The 22,699-nt window shown below is 70.5% G+C and carries 26 protein-coding genes, 1 tRNA gene and 1 pseudogene; 16 read left to right on the top strand and 12 right to left on the bottom strand.

The window, feature by feature from the left end:
- Positions 1-103 precede the first annotated feature (103 nt).
- Both ABL310_RS08425 and ABL310_RS08420 read left to right on the top strand, forming a co-directional pair.
- Positions 104-265: a hypothetical protein gene (locus ABL310_RS08425; RefSeq protein WP_349371229.1), complete on the top strand. Its 162-nt coding sequence runs from the start codon at positions 104-106 to the stop codon at positions 263-265.
- Between the two features lie 49 nt (positions 266-314).
- Positions 315-653 (top strand): annotated as a pseudogene (locus ABL310_RS08420) (YbaN family protein); the annotation flags it as partial.
- 69 nt (positions 654-722) lie between these two features.
- Here ABL310_RS08420 and ABL310_RS08415 read toward each other — a convergent pair.
- Genes ABL310_RS08415 through ABL310_RS08395 form a run of 5 tightly spaced genes read right to left on the bottom strand, consistent with a single transcriptional unit; the run spans position 723 to position 5,659 of the window.
- The gene (locus tag ABL310_RS08415; RefSeq protein WP_349371228.1) at positions 723-2,009 is read right to left on the bottom strand and encodes a TRAP transporter large permease subunit; all 1,287 of its coding nucleotides are present in this window, start codon (positions 2,007-2,009) and stop codon (positions 723-725) included.
- The gene (locus ABL310_RS08410; protein ID WP_349371227.1) at positions 2,006-2,542 is read right to left on the bottom strand and encodes a TRAP transporter small permease subunit; all 537 of its coding nucleotides are present in this window, start codon (positions 2,540-2,542) and stop codon (positions 2,006-2,008) included. Before ABL310_RS08410 ends, ABL310_RS08415 begins: the two co-directional genes overlap by 4 nt.
- Before the next feature lie 12 nt (positions 2,543-2,554).
- Positions 2,555-3,535, bottom strand: a complete 981-nt coding sequence (gene dctP / locus ABL310_RS08405) for a TRAP transporter substrate-binding protein DctP (RefSeq protein ID WP_349371226.1) — start codon at positions 3,533-3,535, stop codon at positions 2,555-2,557.
- 29 nt (positions 3,536-3,564) lie between these two features.
- Positions 3,565-4,515 carry a hydroxymethylglutaryl-CoA lyase gene (locus ABL310_RS08400; RefSeq protein ID WP_349371225.1) on the bottom strand — a complete coding sequence of 317 codons (951 nt, stop codon included), beginning with the start codon at positions 4,513-4,515 and terminating at the stop codon, positions 3,565-3,567.
- A gap of 1 nt (position 4,516) precedes the next feature.
- Positions 4,517-5,659 (bottom strand): CoA transferase, encoded by a 1,143-nt coding sequence (locus ABL310_RS08395; protein WP_349371224.1) that lies wholly within the window; start codon positions 5,657-5,659, stop codon positions 4,517-4,519.
- A gap of 109 nt (positions 5,660-5,768) precedes the next feature.
- Between ABL310_RS08395 and ABL310_RS08390 the strand changes: the two genes are divergently transcribed.
- Positions 5,769-6,701, top strand: a complete 933-nt coding sequence (locus ABL310_RS08390) for a LysR family transcriptional regulator (protein WP_349371223.1) — start codon at positions 5,769-5,771, stop codon at positions 6,699-6,701.
- A gap of 612 nt (positions 6,702-7,313) precedes the next feature.
- On the opposite strand, the gene ABL310_RS08385 is transcribed toward ABL310_RS08390, so the two are convergent.
- A tRNA-Glu gene (locus ABL310_RS08385) sits at positions 7,314-7,389 on the bottom strand.
- Positions 7,390-7,597: 208 nt separating this feature from the next.
- Between ABL310_RS08385 and ABL310_RS08380 the strand changes: the two genes are divergently transcribed.
- The 7 genes from ABL310_RS08380 (at position 7,598) to ABL310_RS08350 (ending at position 13,724) form a co-directional block, all read left to right on the top strand.
- A complete protein-coding gene (locus tag ABL310_RS08380; protein WP_349372023.1) occupies positions 7,598-8,578 on the top strand; it encodes an RluA family pseudouridine synthase in 981 nt (326 codons plus the stop codon).
- Positions 8,579-8,778: 200 nt separating this feature from the next.
- The gene (gene rpoH / locus ABL310_RS08375) at positions 8,779-9,690 is read left to right on the top strand and encodes an RNA polymerase sigma factor RpoH (RefSeq protein WP_349371222.1); all 912 of its coding nucleotides are present in this window, start codon (positions 8,779-8,781) and stop codon (positions 9,688-9,690) included.
- Complete coding sequence (locus tag ABL310_RS08370; protein ID WP_349371221.1) at positions 9,687-10,325, top strand: class I SAM-dependent methyltransferase; 639 nt, start codon at positions 9,687-9,689, stop codon at positions 10,323-10,325. Before rpoH ends, ABL310_RS08370 begins: the two co-directional genes overlap by 4 nt.
- A 257-nt stretch (positions 10,326-10,582) precedes the next feature.
- Positions 10,583-11,845, top strand: coding sequence for an RluA family pseudouridine synthase (locus ABL310_RS08365; protein WP_349371220.1), 1,263 nt, complete (start codon positions 10,583-10,585; stop codon positions 11,843-11,845).
- Positions 11,846-11,900: 55 nt separating this feature from the next.
- Entirely contained in the window at positions 11,901-12,194 is a 294-nt protein-coding gene (locus ABL310_RS08360; protein WP_349371219.1) for a hypothetical protein, read from the top strand.
- A 1-nt stretch (position 12,195) separates the two neighbouring features.
- The gene (locus tag ABL310_RS08355; RefSeq protein WP_349371218.1) at positions 12,196-12,879 is read left to right on the top strand and encodes an HAD-IA family hydrolase; all 684 of its coding nucleotides are present in this window, start codon (positions 12,196-12,198) and stop codon (positions 12,877-12,879) included.
- A 53-nt stretch (positions 12,880-12,932) separates the two neighbouring features.
- Positions 12,933-13,724: an ATP12 family protein gene (locus tag ABL310_RS08350; protein ID WP_349371217.1), complete on the top strand. Its 792-nt coding sequence runs from the start codon at positions 12,933-12,935 to the stop codon at positions 13,722-13,724.
- Between the two features lie 14 nt (positions 13,725-13,738).
- Here ABL310_RS08350 and ABL310_RS08345 read toward each other — a convergent pair whose 3' ends face one another.
- Together ABL310_RS08345 and ABL310_RS08340 are read right to left on the bottom strand one after the other, a co-directional pair.
- Positions 13,739-14,170 carry a type II toxin-antitoxin system VapC family toxin gene (locus ABL310_RS08345; protein ID WP_349372022.1) on the bottom strand — a complete coding sequence of 144 codons (432 nt, stop codon included), beginning with the start codon at positions 14,168-14,170 and terminating at the stop codon, positions 13,739-13,741.
- Positions 14,167-14,469 carry a hypothetical protein gene (locus ABL310_RS08340; protein ID WP_349371216.1) on the bottom strand — a complete coding sequence of 101 codons (303 nt, stop codon included), beginning with the start codon at positions 14,467-14,469 and terminating at the stop codon, positions 14,167-14,169. The genes ABL310_RS08345 and ABL310_RS08340 overlap by 4 nt, the downstream gene beginning before the upstream one ends.
- Before the next feature lie 163 nt (positions 14,470-14,632).
- On the opposite strand from ABL310_RS08340, the gene ABL310_RS08335 reads away from it, so the two are divergent.
- Both ABL310_RS08335 and ABL310_RS08330 read left to right on the top strand, forming a co-directional pair.
- Complete coding sequence (locus tag ABL310_RS08335; protein WP_349371215.1) at positions 14,633-16,165, top strand: acyl-CoA carboxylase subunit beta; 1,533 nt, start codon at positions 14,633-14,635, stop codon at positions 16,163-16,165.
- Positions 16,166-16,259: 94 nt separating this feature from the next.
- Positions 16,260-16,964, top strand: a complete 705-nt coding sequence (locus ABL310_RS08330) for an SDR family NAD(P)-dependent oxidoreductase (protein ID WP_349371214.1) — start codon at positions 16,260-16,262, stop codon at positions 16,962-16,964.
- Between the two features lie 9 nt (positions 16,965-16,973).
- On the opposite strand, the gene ABL310_RS08325 is transcribed toward ABL310_RS08330, so the two are convergent.
- The 4 genes from ABL310_RS08325 to rsmI are packed head-to-tail and all read right to left on the bottom strand — an operon-like array spanning position 16,974 to position 19,481.
- Positions 16,974-17,438 (bottom strand): hypothetical protein, encoded by a 465-nt coding sequence (locus tag ABL310_RS08325; protein ID WP_349371213.1) that lies wholly within the window; start codon positions 17,436-17,438, stop codon positions 16,974-16,976.
- An 8-nt stretch (positions 17,439-17,446) separates the two neighbouring features.
- Positions 17,447-18,157 (bottom strand): hypothetical protein, encoded by a 711-nt coding sequence (locus ABL310_RS08320; RefSeq protein WP_349371212.1) that lies wholly within the window; start codon positions 18,155-18,157, stop codon positions 17,447-17,449.
- Between the two features lie 5 nt (positions 18,158-18,162).
- Complete coding sequence (locus tag ABL310_RS08315) at positions 18,163-18,537, bottom strand: YraN family protein (RefSeq protein WP_349371211.1); 375 nt, start codon at positions 18,535-18,537, stop codon at positions 18,163-18,165.
- A complete protein-coding gene (gene rsmI, locus ABL310_RS08310; RefSeq protein ID WP_349371210.1) occupies positions 18,534-19,481 on the bottom strand; it encodes a 16S rRNA (cytidine(1402)-2'-O)-methyltransferase in 948 nt (315 codons plus the stop codon). Before rsmI ends, ABL310_RS08315 begins: the two co-directional genes overlap by 4 nt.
- Before the next feature lie 187 nt (positions 19,482-19,668).
- Between rsmI and ABL310_RS08305 the strand changes: the two genes are divergently transcribed.
- The 4 genes from ABL310_RS08305 to ABL310_RS08290 all read left to right on the top strand — a co-directional run bounded on the left by ABL310_RS08305 (position 19,669) and on the right by ABL310_RS08290 (position 22,600).
- Entirely contained in the window at positions 19,669-20,877 is a 1,209-nt protein-coding gene (locus ABL310_RS08305) for a penicillin-binding protein activator (RefSeq protein ID WP_374730405.1), read from the top strand.
- A gap of 110 nt (positions 20,878-20,987) precedes the next feature.
- A complete protein-coding gene (locus tag ABL310_RS08300; RefSeq protein ID WP_349371208.1) occupies positions 20,988-21,176 on the top strand; it encodes a twin transmembrane helix small protein in 189 nt (62 codons plus the stop codon).
- Between the two features lie 151 nt (positions 21,177-21,327).
- Positions 21,328-21,930, top strand: coding sequence for an acyloxyacyl hydrolase (locus ABL310_RS08295; RefSeq protein ID WP_349371207.1), 603 nt, complete (start codon positions 21,328-21,330; stop codon positions 21,928-21,930).
- Positions 21,931-22,006: 76 nt separating this feature from the next.
- On the top strand, positions 22,007-22,600 hold the full coding sequence (locus tag ABL310_RS08290; protein WP_349371206.1) for a cob(I)yrinic acid a,c-diamide adenosyltransferase: 594 nt from the start codon (positions 22,007-22,009) through the stop codon (positions 22,598-22,600).
- Positions 22,601-22,699: the final 99 nt, after the last annotated feature.

Below are 22,699 nucleotides of genomic sequence, written 5' to 3'. Positions count from 1 at the left end.
CCTAAGGGCGACTACCGAATTGCGAACGGGCGCTTCTCGCCGAAAATAGGCATCGAACATACCTCTTTTTCAACGGCGCCATCGGCGCAGGCGGGAGGCCGACATGGCCAAGAGACTGATCGAAGCCGTTTTCCTCGGGCCCGGCGATGCGGTCTGCAACGCGGCGGGCGTCGGCGAGGAGAACAATCGCGACCTCCTCCGGATGCTGGTGAACGCGCTGGTATGGACCGCGGTCGGAACGGTCGCCGTCGTGCTCCTCGTCTGATCCGGCGCCGCCCCCGTCGAGGGCGCACCCGGACCTTCCGGAGCCGACGATGCCGACCATCCTCCTCCTCCGCGCGCTCGGAACCGCGGCGCTCGCCCTCGCGGCGATCGGCGTCGCGCTGCCGCTGGTCCCGACGACGCCGTTCGTGATCCTCGCGACCTGGAGCTTCGCGCGCTCGAGCCCCGCCCTGGCGGAGCGCCTGCGCGCCGACCCGCGCTTCGGCCCCGCCCTGCGCGCCTGGCAGGACGAGCGCGCGATTTCCGCGCAGGCCGAGCGCACCGCGTTCCTCGCGCTCGCCCTCTCCTACGCCGTCGCGGTCGCGACGACGCGGGACTGGAGGATCGCCGCGGGTCTCGCCGCGCTCTTCGTCCTCGTGGGCGCCTTCGTCGCGACCCGCCCGCGCCCCGCGCGAGACGTCGCGAGTGGGAGCGCGCGCGCCGTGCGAGATCCCCGGCGCTCAGAACCGAAACCCGGCCTGCAGGGGCAGCCACGTCGCGATCGGCGGGAATGCGAGGATCGCGAGCATGCCGATCAGCATCAGCGCGACGAACGGCAAGCTGCCGCGGATGACCTCCGAGAGCCGCGCGTTGGTGATCCCCTTGATCACGAACAGGTTCATGCCGACGGGCGGCGTGATCATCGCGAGCTCGAGATTGATCATCAACAGGACGCCGTACCAGATCGGGTCGACGTCCAGCGCCAGCATCGACGGCAGGAGGATGGGCGTCGTGATCAGGATGATCGCGATGCTCTCTAGAAACATCCCCATCACGAAGACGATCGCCATGACGAGAAGCATGAACCCGAGCTGACCGAGCTCCATCGCCACGATCCACTCCGAGACCTGGCTCGGCAGCCGGATGATGTTGATCGCGTGGCCGAACACGGCCGCCCCGGCGATGATCGCCAGGACCATGGTGGAGGTGTGCATCGTCTCCCAGGCGCACTGCCGGAGCTTCTCGAGCCCCAGTCCGCGATAGATCACCAGCGCGACGAAGAGGGCGTAGAGGGAGCCGACGGCGGCGGCCTCGGCGGCGGTGAAGATGCCGGCATAGATGCCGCCCATGACGACCGGCGGCATCGCGACGGCCCAGAACGCCTGCCGCAGCGCGCGGGTCACCTTCCACCAGCCCGGGAAGGGCGGGCTCTCGGCCACGGCGCCGCGACGCGCCTGCACCATGCAGTAGAGCGCAAAGACCACGGCGAGGAGGATGCCGGGGACGATGCCGGCCAGGAACAGCGCGCCGATCGAGGCGTCGGCCACGACGGCGTAGAGGATCATCGGCCCCGACGGGGGGATCAGGATCCCGAGCGTGCCGCCTGCCGCCACGACGCCGAGCGCGTTGCGTTCGGGATAGCCGAACTTCTTCATCTGCGGGATGGCGGTCGACCCGATCGAGAGCGCCGTCGCCACCGACGAGCCCGAGATCGCGGCGAAGATCGTGCAGGAGAGAACGGTGGCCACGCCGAGACCGCCCTTCACGTGACCGATCACCGTGTTGGCGAGCTCGAAGAGATCGTCGACGACCCCGGCGCGGATCATCACCTGCGCCATGAAGACGAAGAGCGGAATCGTCATCAGGATCGGCTTGTTGAGGTGCCAGAACACCGTATCGGCGATGCTCTCCACGCTGCCTTCGAACACGAAGAGAACGACGCTGCCCGCGAGCATCAGCGCCGCGAAGATGGGCATGCCCGAAAGAAGCAGCAGAAGCAGCCCGACCAGGAGCAGAAACGGGATCATCTCGGCGCCCCGCGACATGCGCGCCGAATGTTGATCAGGGCCGCGAGCGCGAGGAACGCCGCGCCGGCGATCATCGGCGCCTGAACGATCCAGATCTCGACCTGCAGGTAGCCGGACGAGTAGCTGCCGAAGGCGCGGTTGAACGCGACGGTATGCCAGGCCGACCAGCCCAGCAGGCAGGCCACGACGAACACGGCGGCGTTCGCGTAGACGCCGAGCCTGCGCGCGATGCGCGGTGACGCGCTCGCGGTCAGAAGATCGATGCCGATATGGCCGTCCCGGAGCAGGGTGGCGCCGATCCCGAACATCACCATCGCGACGATGAGATAGCCGTTGAGCTCGTCGGCCCAGTTGACCGGCCGCCCGAGCAGATAGCGCCACGCGACGGCGTAGAGGATGACGCCCAGCGCCACGAGAACGATGCCGCAGCTCACGGCGGCGGCCGCGAGGATCAGCCAGGAAAGCGGCCCGTGCGCCGCCCGGCGGGGAGAGGAGGTCGGCGCGACCTCCTCGCGGTTCCGGATCTCGGTCACCGATCCCGCCCCTTACATCTGGTCGAGGAGTTCCAGAAGCCGCCGCGTGTCCTCGCCGGCCTCCTTCTCGAACGCCGCGTCGAAGGCCGGGCGCATCACGGCTTCGAGCGCCGCGTTCTCCTCGGGCGTCGCGACGTGCAGCGCCACGCCCTCGGCGCGGAGCAGATCGGGAGCCTCCGCGACCGCCTGCTCGGCGGCGTCCACGGCCCAGAGCGCGGCCTCGAGGCCGGCCTCGTCGAGCGCCGCCTTGGCGCCGTCCGACAGCCCGTCGTAGAATGCGGGGTTCACGTAGCCGTGGAAGTAGACCGAAATGACCGGGGACTGGGTCATGTGATCCTGCACCTCGTAGTACTTCCGCGCGTAGGCGGCGGCGACGTCGGTGATCGCGGCGTCGATCACGCCGGTCGCCAATGCCTGATAGACCTCCGACCCCGGCATCGCCGAGGTGGCGGCTCCCATGGCGGTGAGGGCCGCGTCGAAGGTCGGGGTGAGGCCGCGGATCTTGACCCCCTCGAAATCCTCCGGCGCGACGAGATGCGCGCCGTTCGAGGTGAACACCGACTGGTTCGTCTGGAAGAGCCAGGCCACGTTCCGCAGCCCCTTCTCGAGAAGCTTCTCCTCCAGGAAGGCGGCGGCTGCGGAGCTCGGCCATTCCCGCCACATGTCGAGATCCTGGAACGCGAACGGCGCGAGCGTGACGTTCATGATCGGCAGCGTCCGGCCCCATTGGAAGTTCACGGAGAACGCGCACTCGATCGTGCCGCGAGCGACCGCGGTGATGTTCTCCTGGGGCGCGACGAGGCTGTTCGCGCCGAAGACCTGCACGTCGATCTCGCCGTTGCTCAGCGTCTCGACCTCCTCCGCCCAGCGGTCGATGACGCCGGACACCGCGTGCTGCGGCGGCAGCTGATGGCTGCAGCGCATCGTTTCCTGCGCCGTGGCGGCGCCGGTGGTCAAGACGAGGAGCGATACGGTCAGGACGGGCTTGAGCATGGGTTTCCTCCCTCAGATTTTATGATTCGTCAGGCCGACGCAGCCCGCCACCGGAAGAGCGGCGGCGGCCCCGCGCGGGCCAGCGTTCCGTGGAGCGGCTCCCCCGACATCTCGTGCTCGAGAATGCCGCGGATGCCGATCAGCGCCTCGAGGTCGATCCCCGTCGGGCTCCCGGAGGTCTCGAACAGGTAGACGAGGTCTTCGAGGACGACGTTGCCCGACGCGCCCGGCGCGAACGGGCAGCCGCCCAGGCCGCCGAGCGAGGCGTCGAAGATCCGCGCGCCCGCGTCGAGGGCGGCGGCGGCGTTGGCGACGCCCATCCCGCGGGTGTCGTGCAGGTGGACGACATAGGGCCGATCGCCCATGAGCGCGGTCATGCGCCGGCAGAGCGCCGCGATCTGCTTCGGCCCGCCGAACCCGACCGTATCGGCGACGCCGATCATGTCTGCGCCGGCTTCGAGGCAGCGCTCCGCCAGCCGGACGACCTCGTCCGGCTCGACGTCGCCGGACAGCGAGCAGCCGAACGCCATCGCGATCCCGACGCCGACGATGGCCGTGCTCCCGGCGTCGTCACGCAGGCGCACCGTCGTGGCGATCTCGGCGAGGCTCTGTTCCCGAGAGCGGTGCGCATTCGCCAGGTTGTGCGCCTCGCTGGCCGAGAGCACGACCGTGATCTCGTCGACCGCGGCCTGCAGCGCGTCGCGCGCCCCGCGTTCGTTCAGGACGAGGCCGACGGAATGCGCGCCCTCCAGCGTCGAGACGAGGTCGACGATCTCGCGGACGTCCGCGAACTGAGGGAAGCGCGAGGCTGGCAGGAAGGAGCCGACTTCGAAGTGCCTGACGCCGGCCGCGTGTTCGCGCCGGATCCACTCGGCCTTCGCCGTCGTCGCGGGAAAGCTCCGCGTCAGCTGCAGCCCGTCGCGGAGGCCCACCTCGCGGAGAACGGGGCGCCCCGCCGGGTACGGGGACATGGCGCGCATCTCAGGCCCCCTCGCGCAGCCGGGAGAGAACGTCCTCGGTGTGCTGCCCGATCGAGGGCAGATCGAGCGAGACGGGGCACGGCGTCACGCCGTCGACCGTGTACGGCAGCCCGGGCGCGCGGAAGTCCTTCTTGTCCGGGTAGTGCGACGTCATCAGGCCGCCCGGCCTGTTGACGTGGGGATCGTCGTACATTTCCGCCGGACGCGCGATCGGCGAGAACGGTATCCCCGTCTCCTCGAAGGCAGCCACGAGATCGTCGAAGGCCCGCATGCGGATCGCATCGGCGACGACCGGAAGCGTCCTGTCGCGCGCCGCGATCTGCTGGGGGCGCGTCTGCAGGGTCGGGTCGTCGAGCAGCCCGCGGAGCTCGAGCAGCCGGCAGAGCTGGCCCCACTGACCCTCGGTCACCGCGCCGACGAAGATCTGGCGACCCTCCCGCGTCTCGAAAATATCGTATACCGGCCACGAGAAGACGCGCTCGGGCATCGGCGGGCTTTCCACGCCCTCGATCTCGTACTGCACCATGTGCTGGGCGACGAGCAGGAGGCAGTTCTCGAACAGGCCGGTGCGGACGTTCGCGCCTTCGCCGGTCTTCTCGCGGTGGAGGAGCTCGCCCAGCACGCCGAAGGCGCAGAACAGGCCGCCCATGATGTCGTTCGCCGACGATCCGATCCGCAGAGGCCTGCCGGTCGGGCCGGTCATGTAGGCCATGCCGGTCATCATCTGCACGACCTCGTCCATGGCCGTGCGGTTCTCGTAGGGCCCGTGCAGGAAACCCTTGCAGGACGCCACGACGAGCCCCGGGAACCTGGCTCTGAGCTGGTCGGGCGAAAATCCCATCCGCGCGAGCGAGGCGTCGCGGAAGTTCTCGACGAAGACGTCGGCCGTGCGAAGCAGCCGCTCGAGATCGGCGCGGCCTCCCTCGGTCCCGAGGTCGAGGACGACCGACTTCTTGCCGCGATTGAAGGTCGGGAAGAAGCCCGACCCCATGCCGGTCAGGTTGCGCGTCTTGTCTCCCTCGGGCGGCTCGACCTTGATCACCTCCGCGCCGAGAAAGCCGAGGAACATCCCACAGGAGGGCCCCATGATCATGTGGCTCATCTCGACGACGCGCATGCCGTCCAGAGGCGAATTCTTGCGCATGGGCCCTCCCCTCAGCTTCCAGGGACGGTATCGATTGAGCTCGTCGCGGAAAAACAGTTAAATCAGATCGTCGCGATCTGAAAACCAGAACGCCAGCGAGAGAACGTCGATGGATGCTCGACAGCTGCGCTACTTTCAGGCGGTATGCGAGCACAGGAACGTGTCTCACGCCGCGAACCACTGCAACGTCGCGCAATCGGCGATCTCGGCCCACATCGTCGCGCTGGAGGAGGAGCTCGGCACTGCGCTCTTCGTGCGGAAGCCGCGCGGGATGGAGCCCACCGCCGCCGGCCTGCGGCTCTACGAGCACGCCCGCTTCATCCTTCGCTCGATCGAGCAGGCGCGCAACGACCTGCGCTCGGCCAGCGTCGATCTCGTCGGCGAGATCGCGATCGGCATGCCGTTCTCGGTCATCAAGGTGATCGGCACCGAGCTCCTGGGCGCAGTGATGCGGGACCATCCGCAGGTGCGGCTCATCCTCATCGAGGCCCTGTCCGGCATCGCCTACGCCAACCTCGTGGCCGGGGAGACCGACATGGCGCTGGTCTACAATCCGCCGCCCGACGAGATCACGAACCGCAGGCCGCTGCTTCAGGAGGAGCTGTTCTGCATCGGCAAGCCGGCCCTGATCGGCGAGGGGACGCTGCCGATCGCGCTCGACGAGATCGCGCGGTTCCCCTTGGCGCTGCTGCGGTCGAACACCCTGTCTCGCGCCTTGAGCGATCGATCGGGAACCTTCTCGCGGCTGGAGCGCAAGGCCAGCCTGCAGCTCGCCTCCATCGCCGCGACGCTCGGCGCTCTGGAGACGGGTCTCGCCTGCACGATCGCGCCCAAGGTGCTCGTGCGCGAGCAGCTGAAGGCGGGCGTGCTCACGGCTCGGCCGATCGTCGAGCCGACGCCGGTCCGCACGCTGATGATGCTGTCGCGGATCGCCGACCAGCCGACCCATCTGCGCGAGACCATGAGGGAGCTGATCGAGCGCATGGCGCGAGGCGCGGTCGATCGCGGTGACTGGATCGCCGCCAGCCGTCCCCGAGACTAGGCACGGTCCGGCCGGAGCGGGCGCGAGCGCGCGCGTCTCGCGGGCGGACGGTGGAGGATCGCGTTCGGCTCCCGGCTCGCATCCGTGCGAGCCTTCCCATGCGAGAAGGGCGGGCTCGGCGACTGAGGTCGCTCGTGCGACGCGGCCCTCGCCGAGGGCCTCCCGCTGCTCAGCCCCTACGAGCGGCTCGTCCGCGAGCCCCGCGCCCTGATCTCGGTGGCGGCGCGCTCCTACGACGTCGATCGGCTCGCCGGCGCACAGGCGGAGCGCATCCTCCTCCACGGCACGGCGCCCGGCGACCTCCCCGTCGCGCGGATGCGCGACGTCGCCGTCGTGATCGACCTCGCCGTCGCCCGGGAGCTGCGCCTCTGTGAAAGCCGGCTCGCAGAGCCGGGGCGATGTTCGTCCCTCGTGATGGCGACGACGCGTGGCGGCCCGGGCTCGCCGCGAGCCTGCTCGTCCCACTTCGACGCGAACCGATGGTTTCAGGCGCCGTCGAGGTCCGAGCCCTCCCGGGCGCCACGCGTCGAGATCGGCGCCCCGGCACGGAGCCGACGGCCCGGCCGGTGCGGCAGGCCGAAAGGCTCGGTGCTGGAGGAAAGCTCGCTGCCGTGGCGCTCCCTAGGGGACTCGAACCCCTGTTTTCGCCGTGAGAGGGCGACGTCCTAGACCGCTAGACGAAGGGAGCTGGCCGGCGCGAGGCCGTTCGTATATCCAGACGCCGCGGGCGGCACAAGCCCCCCGGCGCAGAAAAACGAAAAAACTTCGGGCCGGCGGCCCGGGAGCGAGGATTTTTGGGACAGGACAAGGGTTTGCGAGATATCGCCGAGATCGGGCCCGACGACGAGGACGTGCTCGGTCCGGACGAGGCGGCGCAGGAATCGGCCGGCGAGGAGGTGCGCGCGCATGTCCATGCCGGCCCGCCGGACCGCCTCGACCGGGTGCTGGCACAGGCCTTTCCCGATCTCTCGCGGGCGCGGGTGCAGGACCTGATCAAGACCGGCCGGGCGACGCTCGACGGGCGCCCCGCCGGCAACGCATCCGCCAAGGTGCCCGACGGCGCCCGGCTCGCGCTGACCATCCCCCCTCCCCTGCCGGCCACGCCGCGGGGCGAGGACATCCCGCTCGACATCGTCTTCGAGGACGCGGACCTCGTCGTGATCGACAAGCCGCCGGGCCTCGTGGTCCACCCGGCCGCCGGGCACGAGACCGGCACGCTCGTCAACGCCCTCATCGCCCATTGCGGGGAGAGCCTGTCGGGCATCGGCGGGGTGCGCCGGCCGGGGATCGTCCATCGGCTCGACAAGGACACGTCGGGCCTCCTCGTCGTCGCCAAGACGGACGCGGCCCACAAGGCGCTGGCCGCGCAATTCGCCGACCACGGCCGTACGGGCCCGCTCGAGCGGGAATACGTCGCGCTCGTCTGGGGCGTGCCGTCGCGGCCGCACGGGACGGTGGAGGCGCCGATCGGGCGCAGCCCCGCCAATCGCGAGAAGATGGCCGTCGTGCCGCTCGCCAAGGGCCGCGAGGCGATCACCCACTGGCAGGTGGAGGAGACCTACGACGGGCCGGACGGCGCGCCGGCGGCGAGCCGCGTGCGCTGCGCGCTCGAGACCGGGCGCACGCACCAGATCCGCGTGCACATGGCGCATATCGGCCATCCGCTTCTCGGCGACGCGCTCTACGGGGCGGGGTTCAAGACCAAGGCGACGCGGCTGTCGCAGGAGGCCCGCGAGGCGCTCGCGGCGCTCGGGCGCCAGGCGCTGCACGCCGAGGTGCTGGGCTTCGCCCATCCGCGCACGGGCGAGGAGATTCGCTTCGAGCGCCCCCCGCCCGCGGACATGGCGCGGCTCGTCGCGGCGCTCGAGGGCGCCTGACGGGCGCCGCGACCGCCCGTCGCCGGTAAATTCGGCGTGTGTCGGCGAACCTTTTTTCACACATGCGTTACCCTCGGACGCGTTCGGGTCCGCCCGATCTTCAAATCCAGCGAGCCGCGTCCTATATCGAGGGATGGCGCGGCTGTCCGGAGGAGGCCGCGTAGGGCCCGCCCTTCGCGGGGGCCGAAGGAGGAGAACACATGGCTGGCGCGCTGCCCGTACTCGCCAACGAAGGCGGTCTCTCCCGCTATCTGGACGAGATCCGCAAGTTTCCGATGCTCGATCCGGCCGAGGAATTCATGCTCGCCAAGCGCTGGCGGGAACATGGGGATTCCGACGCCGCGCACAAGCTCGTCACCTCGCATCTGCGTCTCGTGGCGAAGATCGCCATGGGCTATCGCGGCTACGGCCTGCCGATCTCGGAAGTCGTCTCGGAGGGCAATGTCGGCCTGATGCAGGCCATCAAGCGCTTCGAGCCCGACAAGGGGTTCCGGCTGGCCACCTACGCGATGTGGTGGATCAAGGCGGCGATCCAGGAATACATCCTGCGCTCGTGGTCGCTCGTGAAGATGGGCACGACCGCGAACCAGAAGAAGCTGTTCTTCAACCTGCGCAAGGCCAAGAGCCGAATCTCCGCGCTGGAGGAGGGCGACCTGCGCCCCGACCAGGTGAAGGAGATCGCGACTCGTCTCGGCGTGACCGAGCAGGACGTCATCGACATGAATCGCCGGCTGGGCGGCGACGCCTCGCTCAACGCGCCCCTGCGCGAGGAGGGCGAGGGCGAGTGGCAGGACTGGCTCGTCGACGATTCGGCCTCGCAGGAGACGCTCCTCGCCGCGCAGGAGGAGGGCCAGAACCGGCTCGCCGCCCTGCGGGAGGCGCTCGGCGTGCTCAACGAGCGCGAGCGCCGCATCTTCGAGGCGCGCCGCCTGTCGGACGATCCGATCACGCTGGAGGACCTCTCCACCGAGTTCGGCGTCTCGCGCGAGCGCGTGCGCCAGATCGAGGTGCGCGCCTTCGAGAAGGTGCAGGAGGCCGTCAAGAAGAACGTCGCCGCCCTCGAGACCGCCCCGGGCCGGCCCCGAGAGCTGACCGACGCGCGGGCGCCGTGAGCGACGAGCCCGCGTCGACCAGCGCCGAATCCCGCCGCGCTCATTGGGAGCGCGTCTATTCCGAGAAGGGCGAGGACGCGCTCAGCTGGTTCGAGCCGCGGGCGGAGACCTCGCTCGCGCTGATCGACGCCGCCGGGCTCGCGCCGGAGACCGTCATCGACATCGGCGCGGGCACCTCGCGCTTCGTCGATGCGCTGCTCGAGCGCGGCGTCCCCGAGATCACGCTCCTCGACCTCTCCGAGACGGCGCTCGCCCGCACCCGGGCGCGGCTCGGGCCGGACGGGGCGCGGGTGCGCTTCGTCGCCGCGGACGTCACCACGTGGACGCCGGAGGGGTCCTACGATCTCTGGCACGACCGCGCCGCGTTTCATTTCCTCGTCGACCCGGAGGCGCGCGACGCCTATCTGGCGCGGCTCGCCTCCGCCCTGCGCCCCGGCGGCCACGCCCTGATCGCGACCTTCGCCGCCGACGGTCCCGAGCGCTGCAGCGGGCTGCCCGTGCAGCGCACGGATCCCGACGACCTCGCCGCGACGCTGGGGGCGGGCTTCGCGCTGAGGGACGCGCGGCGGATCGTGCACCGCACCCCGTGGGGCAGCGAGCAGCGGTTCCAGGCGAGCCTGTTGCAGAGGGTGTGAGCCGGGACGCTCACCCCCGTCCCGCTCCGCATCGAGGTTCGCCCGCAGCCGCGCGAGGAGCGGCAGGGCCGCCTCGATCGGCGCAGCATCGCCGAGCTCGCCTGGGCGATGGCGCTCGAGCCGCGCCTCACGCTCGCACCGACGCCGCAGGAGGCCGACGGGCGCACTCCGGCCGCGGTTGGGGCGCCCCCCCCCCCCCCCGCTGAGCGCCCCGAACCCGTTTGCCGCCGGCTCGTTGCGGTGCTAGAGCCACGCCCATGACGCAGACGAGATCACCCCGCGGCGGTCCCCGCCAGACATCGCGCAAGCTCGCGCGCGCCCCGGGCGCGGGCGGCGGCGCCGCGCGGCCGCGGAAGCCTGCGGCGGCGAAGGCCGGCAAGCCCGCGGCGGCGAAAGCCGGCAAGCCTGGCGCGGCGAAGCCTGCCCAGCGCGAGACGGCGGCGCCGAAGGGGCCCGGCAAGGCCGCCCTCCCCTCCCCCAAGCTTCCCCCGAAGCGCGTCCAGAAGGACGCCGCGACGGCGACCCTCGCCACCGGCATCCAGACGCTCGTTGTCGAGCCGGACGAGGGAGAGATGCGGCTCGACCGTTTCCTGTCGGCGCGGTTCCCCCAGCTCGCCTTCACCCATATCCAGCGCATCATCCGCACCGGCCAGCTGCGCGTCGACGGCAAGCGCATGAAGCCGAACGAGCGCCTCGCCGCGGGCCAGAGCGTGCGCGTGCCGCCGCTGAAGCTCGAGGAGCAGCGCCCGCGCTCGACGGCGCGCGACGAGGGCGACGCCGAGTTCCTGCGCTCGATCACGCTCTACGAGGACAAGGACGTCCTCGTCCTGAACAAGCCCGCCGGCCTCGCCTCCCAGGGCGGGTCCGGCACGACGCGCCACGTCGACGGGCTGCTCGAGGCGATGCGCGACCTCAAGGGCGAGAAGCCCCGCCTCGTCCACCGGCTGGACAAGGAGACGGCGGGCTGCCTCGTCGTGGCGAAGTCGCGCTTTTCGGCGAGCGTGCTCTCCAAGAGCTTCCGCTCGCGGGCGACGCGCAAGGTCTACTGGGCGATCGTCGCGGGCGTGCCGAAGACGCGCCAGGGCCGGATCTCGACCTACATCGCCAAGGAGATGCTGCCCGATGGCGACAGCCGCATGCGCGTCGCCAAGCACGGCGACGAGGGGGCGGAGCACGCGCTGACCTACTACGCCGTGATCGAGCAGTCGGCGCAGAAGCTCGCCTGGCTGTCGCTGAAGCCGGTGACGGGCCGCACCCACCAGCTGCGCGTCCACGCGGCCTCGGTGGGGCATCCGATCATCGGCGACCCGAAATACTTCAACGTCGAGAACTGGGAGCTGCCCGGCGGCATCCAGAACCGGCTGCATCTCCTGGCGCGGCGGATCGTCATCCCGCATCCGCGCACGGGCAGGCCCATCGACGTCACGGCGCCGTTGCCGCCGCACATGCAGCAGACCTTCAACCTCCTGGGCCTCGACACGGACGCCTACGATCCGATCGTCGAAGCCCCGGAGGAGTGAGAGACCCACCCCTTCCCCCAGACCGGTCGAGAAAGGCCGAAAGGACGCAATCGCCATGTTCACGCTCGAGATCGACGGCCGCGCCATCGCCGTCACCGACGCCACCCCCGAGGCGGAAGCCCGCGAGCTGCTCGAGAGCCTCGCCGACGAGATGATCGAGCTCGAGAGCGAGGGCCGCCAGATCTGGAACGGCGAGAGCCCGCTCAAGGTGCGCGCCTCCACCGAGGAGGAGATCGAGGCCTTCGAGGAGGCCGAGATGGACGAGGACGCCGAGGAGGACGACGAGCCCGTCGTCATGTTCCTCGTGCCGATCGACGGCCTCGAGGAGGACGACGAGGACGAGGACTGAGATGTCCCGCCTGCGCCTCGTCATCCTCGACGTCGACGGCACGCTCGTCGACAGCCAGGCCATCATCGTCGAGGCGCAGGTGCGGACCTTCCGCGCGCACGGGCTGCCCCCGCCGACGCGGGAGCGCTCGCTCTCCATCGTCGGCCTGTCGCTGCCGGAGGCTTTCCGGGTGCTCCTCGACGAGGAGGAGGGACCCGGGGCGGAGCTCGCGGACGCGATGGCGCAGACCTATCGCCAGGTGTTCGCCCGCTTGCGGGCGGACGCCACCTACGAGGAGCCGCTCTATCCCGGCGTGAAGGAGACGCTCGCCGCGCTCTCCCGCCGCGAGGACGTGCTTCTCGGCGTCGCCACCGGAAAGAGCCGGCGGGGCGTCGACCACCTCGTCGCCCGCGAGGGCTGGGAGGGGCTGTTCGCCACGGTACAGACGGCGGACGACGCGCCGTCCAAGCCCCATCCCGGCATGATCCGGCAGGCGCTCGCCGAGACCGGCGTCGAGCCGCGGGACGCGGCGATGGTGGGCGATTCCACCTTCGACATGGAGATGGCCCGCGCGGCGGGAATCGCCGCGATCGGCGTCTCCTACGGCTTCCACGGCGTCGGCGCCCTGCGCGATCGCGGGGCGCAGGCGATCGTCGACCGGTTCTCCGAGATCGTGCCGCTGCTCGACGCCCTCTGGCGGCCGTGATCGCGCTTGCGCCGCGAGCGCGGCGGCCTATGTGAGACGCTGGAAGGACGACCATGCCCGACGATTTCTGGCGCGATCTCGCCCCCGAGCCCGGGGAGCCCAAGCGCGACCCGCGGACGGCGGCGCGCGAGGCGCTGACGCCCGAGCTGCCGAAGCGTTTCTACGAGCGCGCCAGCGCCGAGCCGCACGAGCGGGGCTTCGCGCTGCATCTCGACGGACGCCCCGCGCGCACGCCCGGCAAGCGCCCCCTCGTCGCGCCCTCCCGCGGCGCGGGCGAGGCGCTCGCGGCGGAATGGGAGGCGCAGGGCGAGCGCATCGACCCGAAGACCATGCCCCTCACCCGGCTCCTCAACGTCGCCATCGACGCGGTGGGCGCGGCCATGGAGCCGGTGGCCGAGGAGGTGGTGAAATATTCCGGCTCCGACCTCGTCTGCTACCGCGCGGGCGAGCCGGACAAGCTCGTCGCGGCGCAGGCCGAGGCCTGGGATCCGGTCCTCGCCTTCGCCCGCGAGCGCTACGCCGCACGCTTCCTCCTGGCCGAGGGCGTGATGTTCGTCGAGCAGCCGCGCGAGGCGCTGGAGGCGGTCGCGGCGCGCGTCTCCCGCGAGACCTCCCCCTTCGCGCTCGCCGCGCTCAACGTGATGACGACGCTCACCGGCTCCGCGCTGATCGCGCTCGCGGTCGCGGACGCGGCGCTATCCGCGGAGGACGCGTGGGAGGCCGCCCATGTCGACGAGCTCCACCAGGAGCGCGTCTGGGGCGCCGACGCGATCGCCACGGAGCGCCGGGAGGCGCGGCGGCGGGAGTTCGAGGCGGCGGCGTTGCTGTATCGCGAGGCGGGGTGAGCGGGGAGATCCGTTCAGGAGATCGGGCGGAGCGGATTGACGACGTCCAGCTCCGGAAAGTCCTTGGCGTTGTCTGTGACCACGATGCAGCCGTTCGCCAGCGCGACGGCGGCGATGATCGTATCGAGGCCGCTCCGGGGCCGCCCCCGCGCCGTACCCTCCGCCATCAGCCGCGCCCAGACGAGCGCAGCGGCCTCGTCGAACGCGAGGATTCGGCCAGCGAACAGCGCCCGCGGCCCCTTCGGGCCCGCGAACCAGGCCTCGAGCGCGCTCCGCTTCTTGCCGGGCGGCATCTGCAGAATGCCGCGCTGGATCTCGGCGACCGTCAGGGAGGACACGAACAGCTCGCTGTCGCGGCGCTCGGAAAACCATGTCTCCAGCGATGGCGGCGGCTGCGGCCTTATGGCGGCGCTGACGATGTTGGTGTCGATGAGGAAGCGCATCAGCCGAGATCGACGTCGCGGCCGGGCTCGAAGGGGCGCGAGAGATCCAGATCGGCGCCCACCAGGGGCGACTCCCGCAGCGCTCTGTAGATGCCGCCTGGCTCGCCCCCCTCGGGCTCGAGCGCGCGCCCGAGCACGCTGCGGAGCTCCTCGCTCTCCGGCGTGCTCTCGGCAAGCCGGCGGGCGAGGCTGCGGATCAGCTCGCGATCGGACTTGCGCCCGAGCACCTCGAACCGGGCGACGCCACGTTCCTCGAGGCGGGCCCGGTAGCGCGCAACGGCGCGATCGCGGGAATCCGTCACGTCTCTCTCCTGGACATATGTCCGGGTATAAGTGCGAAAGCCGCGGCGCGCAAGCCGCGCAGGAGAGGCGAGCCCGTCCCCCTCCCCCTTTCTTCCCATTCCCCCTGTCCCCCCGCGCATGCTAAGCCGCCTCGACACGGCATCGGTTGAGAACGAGGCGTCGATGAAGGACATCCTGGAGAGGCTCGAGGACGCCCGCGCGCAGGCGCGGCTCGGCGGAGGTGAACGACGCATCCGTGCTCAGCACGAGCGCGGCAAGCTCACCGCGCGCGAGCGCATCGCGCTCCTCCTGGACGAGGGCTCCTTCGAGGAGCTCGACATGTACGTCCAGCACCGCTGCGCCGATTTCGGCATGCAGGACAACAAGATCCCCGGCGACGGCGTGATCACCGGCTACGGCACCATCAACGGCCGGCCGGTCTTCGTCTTCTCCAAGGACTTCACCGTCTTCGGCGGCTCCCTCTCCGAGGCGCACGCCCAGAAGATGATCAAGATCCAGGACATGGCGCTGAAGATGCGCGCCCCGGTCATCGGCCTGTTCGACGCCGGCGGCGCGCGCATCCAGGAGGGCGTCGCCGCGCTCGCGGGCTATGGCGAGGTGTTCGCGCGCAACGTCAAGGCGTCGGGCGTCATCCCGCAGATCTCCGTCATCATGGGCCCCTGCGCCGGCGGCGACGTCTACTCGCCGGCCATGACGGACTTCATCTTCATGGTGCGGGACACGAGCTACATGTTCGTCACCGGCCCGGAGGTGGTGCGCACCGTCACCAACGAGAGCGTCACCTCCGAGGAGCTCGGCGGCGCCAAGGTGCACACGACGAAGTCCTCCGTCGCCGACGGCGCCTTCGACAACGACGTCGAGGCGCTCCTCCAGATCCGCCGGCTGATCGATTTCCTGCCCGCGAACAACGTCGACGGCCCGCCCGAATGGGAGAGCTTCGACGACGCCGAGCGCCTCGAGCACTCCCTCGACACGCTGGTGCCGGACAATCCGAACAAGCCCTACGACATGAAGGAGCTGATCCTGAAGGTGCTCGACGAGGGCGACTTCTTCGAGATCCAGGAAGGCTACGCGAAGAACATCATCACCGGCTTCGGCCGCGTCGAGGGCCGCACGGTGGGCGTCATCGCCAACCAGCCGATGGTGCTCGCCGGCGTGCTCGATTCGGACGCCTCCCGCAAGGCGGCGCGCTTCGTGCGCTTCTGCGACGCTTTCTCGATCCCCATCGTCACCTTCGTCGACGTGCCGGGCTTCCTGCCGGGCACGGCGCAGGAATACGGCGGGCTGATCAAGCACGGCGCGAAGCTGCTCTTCGCCTTCACCCAGGCCACCGTGCCGATGGTCACCGTCATCACCCGCAAGGCCTATGGCGGCGCCTACGTGGTGATGGCCTCCAAGCACATCGGCGGCGACGTGAACTACGCCTGGCCCTCCGCCCAGATCGCGGTGATGGGCGCCAAGGGCGCGGTGGAGATCATCTTCCGCCAGGACGCGGACGATCCCGAGAAGCTCGCCGCGCGCACCAAGGAATACGAGGACCGCTTCATGAGCCCCTTCGCGGCGGCCGAGCGCGGCTATGTCGACGAGGTGATCATGCCCCACTCGACCCGCCGGCGCATCGCCAAGGCGCTGGCGCTCCTGCGCGCCAAGAAGCTCGACGAGCCCTGGCGGAAGCACGACAACCTGCCGCTCTGACGAGCGGCGGAGACGACCGGACCCGGCGCGCGGCTTTTCGGCTCGACCTCGCCGCGCCGCGCGCTATGATCCGCGCCGCGGAACGGAGGGCGGCATGGACGGGACGGTGCTGATCACGGGTGTCGGACGGGGCATCGGGCGCGGGCTGGCGGAGGCCTACCTGCGCGAGGGCTGGCGCGTCTACGGCACCATGCGCGACGCGACCCGCGCGCCGGCGACCTTCGCCGACGCGCTGGGCTCCGGACGCCTCGTCCTGTTCGAGGCGGACGTCCGCGACGCGGACGCCCTCGCCGCAGCGGCGGCCGCGCTGGGCGACACGCCGCTCGACGTGCTGATCTCATGCGCGGGCATCATCGGCGAGCGCACGCCGGACACGATCGGCTCCGACCCCGGCCTCTACTGGGAGGTGTTCGACGTCAACGTTCTGGGCACGCTCCGCACGGTCCAGGCCTTCCGCCCGGCGCTCGCCCGCGCCGTCGCCGCAACGGGCCGGGCCCGCGCGCTGCTCTTCTCGAGCCGCATGGGCTCGCACGAGGCGGCGAAGTCGAGCACCATGCCCTACCGCGTCTCCCGCGCCGCCACCAACAAGCTGATGCAGGGGCTGGCCACGGACCTCGCCCCCGAGCGCATCCACGTCGCGAGCTGCCATCCCGGCTGGGTCAGGACCGACATGGGCGGCCCCGGCGCGGACATCGACGTGGAGGAGAGCGTCGCGGGGCTGATGCGGCTGGTGGAGCGGCTCGACGGAGAGACGGCCGGGGGGTTCTGGAACTACGACGGGGAGCGGCTGGAGATGTGAGGGGGCGGGTCAGCGTCGGCCCAGGCCGAAAGCAGGCTCCAGATCCGGCTCGACCGTCCGGGCTCGGCCGTGCTCGAAGAGAACGGCACTGACATCCGTGGGCTTGACGACGAAGTCGACGCCCGACACAGCCGACATGTGCAAGCAGCTATTGTGGGCCGAGCCGACATTGACGGCTTCGAAGACGTCTGCAGGCGGCGGAAAGAGGCGGAAGGACCACCCCAGTATCGCATACCGCGCACCCGACTCGCGGACGACGATGACGGCGCCATCGTGTATGGCCGGATTCTCTTCGATCGCACGCGCGAAATGGTCGCCGAAGTCGGGGCCGAACGCATAACCCGCCCGCGGGAGCGGATCTCGCGCCATCTGCGTCGCGTAGCGCAGCGCCGAACGTCCCGCCAGGAAGCAGACGATCGGCGCGCCGGCTCCGACGAGGCTCTTCGCGATCCGATCTTTCGTGTCCGCGTCCATGCTCTTGCTCAGCCGCTTCGCTTTAGGTCATGAACCGTAGACGCAGCCGCGTCGATAATCTCGAAGAAGGCATCGGTTCGGCGGTAATTCAGACCTCCGATAATATCTCCGACACGCGCTGGACCAGAACGCACGGACAACAACCCTCTTGAGAGCAAATCAGCAAGAAAGCTGTTAACTCTCTGCTCTGGCGGCGTATATTCCCTCCCTTCGAATCGAACCACATCGTGGTCTTCAATCACACAATATACGTCGTGATCAATCTCTTTTTCTTTTTCAGCGAAAACGCAATTTAAAAGCACCAAAAACTCAAGCTGCTCGAATGTCATGGCTTCTATTCGCCGCGCGGCCTGACGTATCGAATTGCCTCCAAAATCAGCAGGCGACATACACGCAAGAAGCATTCCTAATGTTCTTAGATTGTGATGGTATTCACCTCGTTCGGCGGCTTCGAAATAGACCATCGCTCGGGGGATGAGGTGCTCGATGCTCGGCTCGTCCCTGAGATCCAACCGACCGCTCTCTATCAATTTCACGAGTGTCTCGAATGCGTCATCCAACCGTTTCTTTTTTGCCCGCGCCAAGAACGCTCCAATGGTCGAGGAAACCGGAATCGGCATCAGCGCCTGCACGAGATCCGCGAGCGCGGCGAGTGCAATGTCAGCCGCCTTATCCGCCCGAGACGATGGCAGCGATAGGAAATCCTCATCCTCTTCCATCCCCTCTAAACCTCCATCACCCCCGCCACATGCCGCGGCCACCGCCCCCTCCCCAAAAACACCGCGTCCACCCGGAACGACCAGCCCTCCCCCGCCCATCCGTTGCGCGCCTTCCAGGCCCGGATCGCGCGGGCCAGACGCCGGCGCTTCTCCCATCCAACGGCGGTCGCGGCGGCGTCGAGGTCGGGGCGGGCCTTGACCTCGACGAAGATCACGAGCCGGCCCCGCGCCATGACGAGGTCGATCTCGCCGCCGGGGGCGCGCCAGTTGCGGGCGAGGGGGCGGAAGCCGCGCAGCATCAGGAACAGCATGGCGAGGGTCTCGGCGCGGGCGCCGCGCACGAGGCGGCGGCGGCGCACGGCGCGGGTCGGCGCGGTCATCGCCCCTTGTCCTTGGCGAGCGCCAGCGCCCGCGCGTAGACCTCGCGTTTCGGCAGCCCGGTCTCGGCCGCGACCAGGGCGGCGGCGTCCTTGATCGAGTGGCTCGCGAGCGCGCGGGCGAGCGCCTCGTCGAGCCCGGTCTCGGCCTCCTCGCGGCGGGTCTCGTCCGAAGCCTCGCCGATCAGGACGACGATCTCGCCCTTCGGGGGCCCTTCCGCGGCGAACGCGCCGGCGAGCGAGCCCAGCGTGCCGCGCCGCACGGTCTCGAACATCTTGGTGAGCTCGCGCGCGACGACGGCCGGGCGCTCGCCCAGGACGTCCGCGGCGTCGGCGAGCATCTCCGGCAGGCGGTGGGGCGATTCGAACAGGAGCAGCGTGCCGGGGATGCCGGCGAGCGCCTCCAGCCGGGCGCGCCGCGCGCCGGACTTCGCCGGCAGGAAGCCCTCGAAGAAGAAGCGGTCCGAGGGCAGGCCCGAGACGACGAGGGCGGAGAGGATCGCGGACGGCCCCGGGATCGGCGTCACCGGCAGCCCCTCCGCGATCGCCGCCTGGACGAGCTTGTAGCCGGGGTCGGAGACGAGCGGCGTGCCGGCGTCGGAGACGAGCGCCAGCGCCTGGCCCTCGCGCACGCGCTCGAGCATGCGCTCGCGCACGACGTCGCCGGAATGCTCGTGGTAGGAGACGAGCGGGGTCGTGATGCCGTAATGGGCGAGGAGATGCTTCGTCACCCGCGTGTCCTCGGCGAGCACGGCGTCGGCGGCCGCGAGGGTGGCGAGCGCGCGGAAGCTGATGTCGCGCAGGTTGCCGATCGGGGTCGCGACGACGTAGAGCCCCGGCGTCAGCGGCTCGGCCTCCGCGGCCATGCCGAAAGCGGTGAAGACGCCGCCCTCCCCGCGCCCCGGCTTCGGCGCGCGACGGGTGCGGTTGTCGATCGGACGCGGCATGAGACGTGAATCCCGGCTGGAAAAACGCCCGGGCGGCTGGCGACGCGCCCGGTGGTTAAGTTAAAATTGCGTTGCCGCCGCTCCCGTGTCACGGAATGCGGCGAAAGTCACGCGATGCGCGCGTCCGCCAGCATGGCCCCGCGCGCGAATCGAGGAAAGGGGTTGCGTAATGAACGCGAACGGGGAGATGGCGTCCGGCCGCGGGGCGGGCGCGACGGGATCGGGTCCGTTCCGGGCGGCGCGCGCGGCGCTCGCCGGGCTCGCCACGCTGGCGCTCGCGGCCTGCGTCACGCCCTTCGGCGACGGCGGCGGGCCCTTCGCCACCCAGCCTGCGAGCGTCGCCGGCGAGCCGCTGAGCGAGGGCTCCGTGCCCGTGGCGCTGCTTCTTCCGCTGGGCGGCCAGGGCCAGGGCCGGCAGGCGGCCGAGGACATGCGCAACGCCGCTCGCCTCGCGCTGAGCGAATTCCGCGACCCCGACCTCGCCGTCACCGTCTACGACACGCGCGGAACGCCCGAGGGCGCTCGCGCGGCGGCGAGCGCGGCATCGGCCGCCGGCGCCGAGCTGATCGTCGGCCCCCTCTTCGCCGGCTCGGTCCAGGCCGCGGGCGAGGTGGCGCGACCGGCGAACGTGCCCGTGCTCGCCTTCTCGACGGACGCCACCGTAGCGAGCCGCGGCGTCTACCTGATGGGATTCCTGCCGCAGCCCGAGGTCGAGCGCGTGGTCGACTACGCCGCGCAGAACGGCCGCCGGGCGGTGGCCGCCCTCATCCCGCAGACGACCTACGGGAACGTCGTCGAGGCGCAGTTCCGCGAGACGGCGGCGCGTCGGGGCGTGCGCGTCGTCCAGGTCGAGCGCTACGCCCCGGGCCAGGCGCAGGCGGCGGTGGCCCGCCTCTCCGGCGTCGCGACCGGCGCGTCCCCGCAGGTCGACGCGCTCTTCGTCCCCGACGATCCCGCCGGCCTCGCCGCGGTGAACGCGGCGCTCCAGGCCGCGGGCTTCGATCCCACGCGGGTGAAGCCGCTCGGCACCGCCCTGTGGAACGACCCGAGCGCGCTCGGCCTGCCCATGCTCCAGGGCGGCTGGTTCGCGGCGCCCGAGCAGACCGGCTTCCAGAACTTCGCCGCCCGCTATCAGGCGGCCTTCAACGAGGCGCCCGTGCGCATCGCCTCGCTCGCCTACGATGCGGTCTCGCTCGCGGCGGCGCTCAACCGCACGCAGGGCACGCAGCGCTTCTCGGAGGCGGTGCTGACGAATCGCGCCGGCTTCAACGGGGTCGACGGCGTCTTCCGCTTCCGCGCGGACGGGCTGAACGACCGAGCGCTCGCGGTCTACGAGGCGCGCAGCGGCGCGGCCGTCGTGGTGAGCCCGGCCCCGCGCGCGCTGCCGGACGTCTGACGGTGGGCGCCGACGCGGGGCTCGCTTTCGCCGCCGCCGGGCCCTAGTTCACGCGCTTGCGCAACGTCGGGCGCGGCGGAACAGCGCCGCGCCGCTTTCAGGATCGTTCCATGGGTTTCGACGACGTCATCGTCGGGGTCGCCATCGGCCTCGTTCTCATCGTCCTGGTGATGGGGCTCGCCAACATGCTGCGCGGCGGCAGCGCCAATCGCTCGCAGCATCTGATGCGCCTGCGCGTGCTGCTCCAATTCGTGGCCATCGTGGTGATCATGGGCGTCATCTGGTGGCGGGCGGCCTGAGGTCGCCCCGATCCGGGCGCGACTTCGCCCCGTTCTCGCCATAATTGGCCGAGAATGGGGGGAATGTCGCGGTCGTCCCCGTTCGGGCCGCAAATCGCCTTCCCTTCGCCCCGGTTCGGCGCTAGACCGGGCGCACGAGGAGTCCCGTCACATGCGCGTCCCCACGGTCATTGCAACGGCCTTCGCCTGCTGCCTCGGCGCGGGCGGCGCGTCGGCTGCGGATGTCGGGACCACGGAGACGCCGATGCCCACCCCGGTCGGCATGCGGGGCGGTTTCTTGTCCGAGGCGCGCTTCGGCGTCTTCTCCGTCGATCCGTTCAGCGAGGACGGCGCCCAGGCGGCGGCCGTGCACGGCGAGCTCCTGTTCCAGAGGCCCTTCACGCCGGCGGACCTGTTCGCGAGCTATTTCGTGCCGCGCCCGCACATCGGCGGCAGCCTCGATCTCGACGGCGGCGTGAGCTTCGCGTTCGCGGGGCTGACCTGGAGCGTCGATCTCGGCCCGCGTGTGTTCGTCGAGGCGTCGCTGGGCGGCGCGCTGCAGGAGACGCGCGCCTCAGCCTTCACCGATGCGGGGCTCGAGGACGGGGTCGCCGCCGGCTGCGGGCCGAGCCTGCGCGAGAGCGCCTCCGTCGGCTACCGCATCAGCGACGCGTGGAGCTTCGTCGCCTCGGTCGAGCACCTGTCGAACAACGGGCTGTGCGACACGCCGACCAGCATGACCAATTTCGGCGCGCGCCTCGGCTATTCCTTCTGAGCGCGGCGGGGGCTTTCTCCCCGGCGCTTCCTTCCCGGCGCGGGCCGCCCTATCTGGGGCGGACAGTCACCCGAGCATGGAGGCGGACGTGGTCGTCCTCAACCGTATCTACACCCGTACCGGAGACCAGGGCACGACGGCGCTCGCGAGCGGCGAACGCCGCCCGAAGAACGATCTGCGCATCGAGAGCTACGGGACGGTGGACGAGACCAACGCCTGCATCGGCATGGCTCGCCTGCACACGGCGAGCGCCGCGCCGGAGGTCGACGCCATGCTCGCGCGCATCCAGAACGACCTGTTCGATCTCGGCGCCGATCTCGCCACCCCGGACACGGGCGAGCCCCTGCCCTACGAGCCGCTGCGGATCGTCGCGTCCCAGGTCGAGCGCCTCGAGCGCGAGATCGACCAGCTCAACGCCGACCTCCAGCCGCTGCGCTCCTTCGTCCTCCCGGGCGGGTCGCCGGCCGCCGCCGCGCTGCATCTCGCCCGCACCGTCTGCCGGCGCGCGGAGCGTCTCGTCGTCGCGCTCGCGGCGAAGTCCGACGAGCCCGTCTCGGACGCGGCGGTGCGATATCTCAACCGGCTCTCCGACTTCCTCTTCGTCGCCAGCCGGCACGTGAACGAGAAGGGTCAGGCCGACGTGCTCTGGGTGCCGGGCAAGAACCGGTGACGACGACTCCGCGCGCTCCGCGGCGCGGGGCGAAGCGGGACCGATTGGCCTTTTTCGCGCGTTGACAACGAAGAAGCGCGCTCTGTACGGTCCGCTCGC

It is taken from the genome of Salinarimonas sp. (assembly GCF_040111675.1).
Lineage (GTDB): Bacteria > Pseudomonadota > Alphaproteobacteria > Rhizobiales > Beijerinckiaceae > Salinarimonas.
The sequence above is the reverse complement of the archived record's forward strand: the minus strand, read 5'-3'. Positions and strand labels throughout refer to the sequence as shown.

What these genes read in the sequence shown, in the direction of transcription:
- ABL310_RS08365 (WP_349371220.1), top strand. Translation starts at nt 10,583, where the DNA reads ATGACGCAGACGAGATCACCCCGCGGCGGTCCCCGCCAGACATCGCGC.
- ABL310_RS08290 (WP_349371206.1), top strand. Translation starts at nt 22,007, where the DNA reads ATGGAGGCGGACGTGGTCGTCCTCAACCGTATCTACACCCGTACCGGA.
- ABL310_RS08425 (WP_349371229.1), top strand. Translation starts at nt 104, where the DNA reads ATGGCCAAGAGACTGATCGAAGCCGTTTTCCTCGGGCCCGGCGATGCG.
- ABL310_RS08330 (WP_349371214.1), top strand. Translation starts at nt 16,260, where the DNA reads ATGGACGGGACGGTGCTGATCACGGGTGTCGGACGGGGCATCGGGCGC.
- ABL310_RS08295 (WP_349371207.1), top strand. Translation starts at nt 21,328, where the DNA reads ATGCGCGTCCCCACGGTCATTGCAACGGCCTTCGCCTGCTGCCTCGGC.
- ABL310_RS08400 (WP_349371225.1), bottom strand. Translation starts at nt 4,515, where the DNA reads ATGCGCGCCATGTCCCCGTACCCGGCGGGGCGCCCCGTTCTCCGCGAG.
- ABL310_RS08350 (WP_349371217.1), top strand. Translation starts at nt 12,933, where the DNA reads ATGCCCGACGATTTCTGGCGCGATCTCGCCCCCGAGCCCGGGGAGCCC.
- ABL310_RS08320 (WP_349371212.1), bottom strand. Translation starts at nt 18,157, where the DNA reads ATGGAAGAGGATGAGGATTTCCTATCGCTGCCATCGTCTCGGGCGGAT.
- rsmI (WP_349371210.1), bottom strand. Translation starts at nt 19,481, where the DNA reads ATGCCGCGTCCGATCGACAACCGCACCCGTCGCGCGCCGAAGCCGGGG.
- ABL310_RS08335 (WP_349371215.1), top strand. Translation starts at nt 14,633, where the DNA reads ATGAAGGACATCCTGGAGAGGCTCGAGGACGCCCGCGCGCAGGCGCGG.
- ABL310_RS08390 (WP_349371223.1), top strand. Translation starts at nt 5,769, where the DNA reads ATGGATGCTCGACAGCTGCGCTACTTTCAGGCGGTATGCGAGCACAGG.
- ABL310_RS08305 (WP_374730405.1), top strand. Translation starts at nt 19,669, where the DNA reads ATGGCGTCCGGCCGCGGGGCGGGCGCGACGGGATCGGGTCCGTTCCGG.
- ABL310_RS08360 (WP_349371219.1), top strand. Translation starts at nt 11,901, where the DNA reads ATGTTCACGCTCGAGATCGACGGCCGCGCCATCGCCGTCACCGACGCC.
- rpoH (WP_349371222.1), top strand. Translation starts at nt 8,779, where the DNA reads ATGGCTGGCGCGCTGCCCGTACTCGCCAACGAAGGCGGTCTCTCCCGC.
- ABL310_RS08325 (WP_349371213.1), bottom strand. Translation starts at nt 17,438, where the DNA reads ATGGACGCGGACACGAAAGATCGGATCGCGAAGAGCCTCGTCGGAGCC.
- ABL310_RS08415 (WP_349371228.1), bottom strand. Translation starts at nt 2,009, where the DNA reads ATGATCCCGTTTCTGCTCCTGGTCGGGCTGCTTCTGCTGCTTCTTTCG.
- ABL310_RS08355 (WP_349371218.1), top strand. Translation starts at nt 12,196, where the DNA reads ATGTCCCGCCTGCGCCTCGTCATCCTCGACGTCGACGGCACGCTCGTC.
- ABL310_RS08300 (WP_349371208.1), top strand. Translation starts at nt 20,988, where the DNA reads ATGGGTTTCGACGACGTCATCGTCGGGGTCGCCATCGGCCTCGTTCTC.
- ABL310_RS08395 (WP_349371224.1), bottom strand. Translation starts at nt 5,659, where the DNA reads ATGCGCAAGAATTCGCCTCTGGACGGCATGCGCGTCGTCGAGATGAGC.
- dctP (WP_349371226.1), bottom strand. Translation starts at nt 3,535, where the DNA reads ATGCTCAAGCCCGTCCTGACCGTATCGCTCCTCGTCTTGACCACCGGC.
- ABL310_RS08315 (WP_349371211.1), bottom strand. Translation starts at nt 18,537, where the DNA reads ATGACCGCGCCGACCCGCGCCGTGCGCCGCCGCCGCCTCGTGCGCGGC.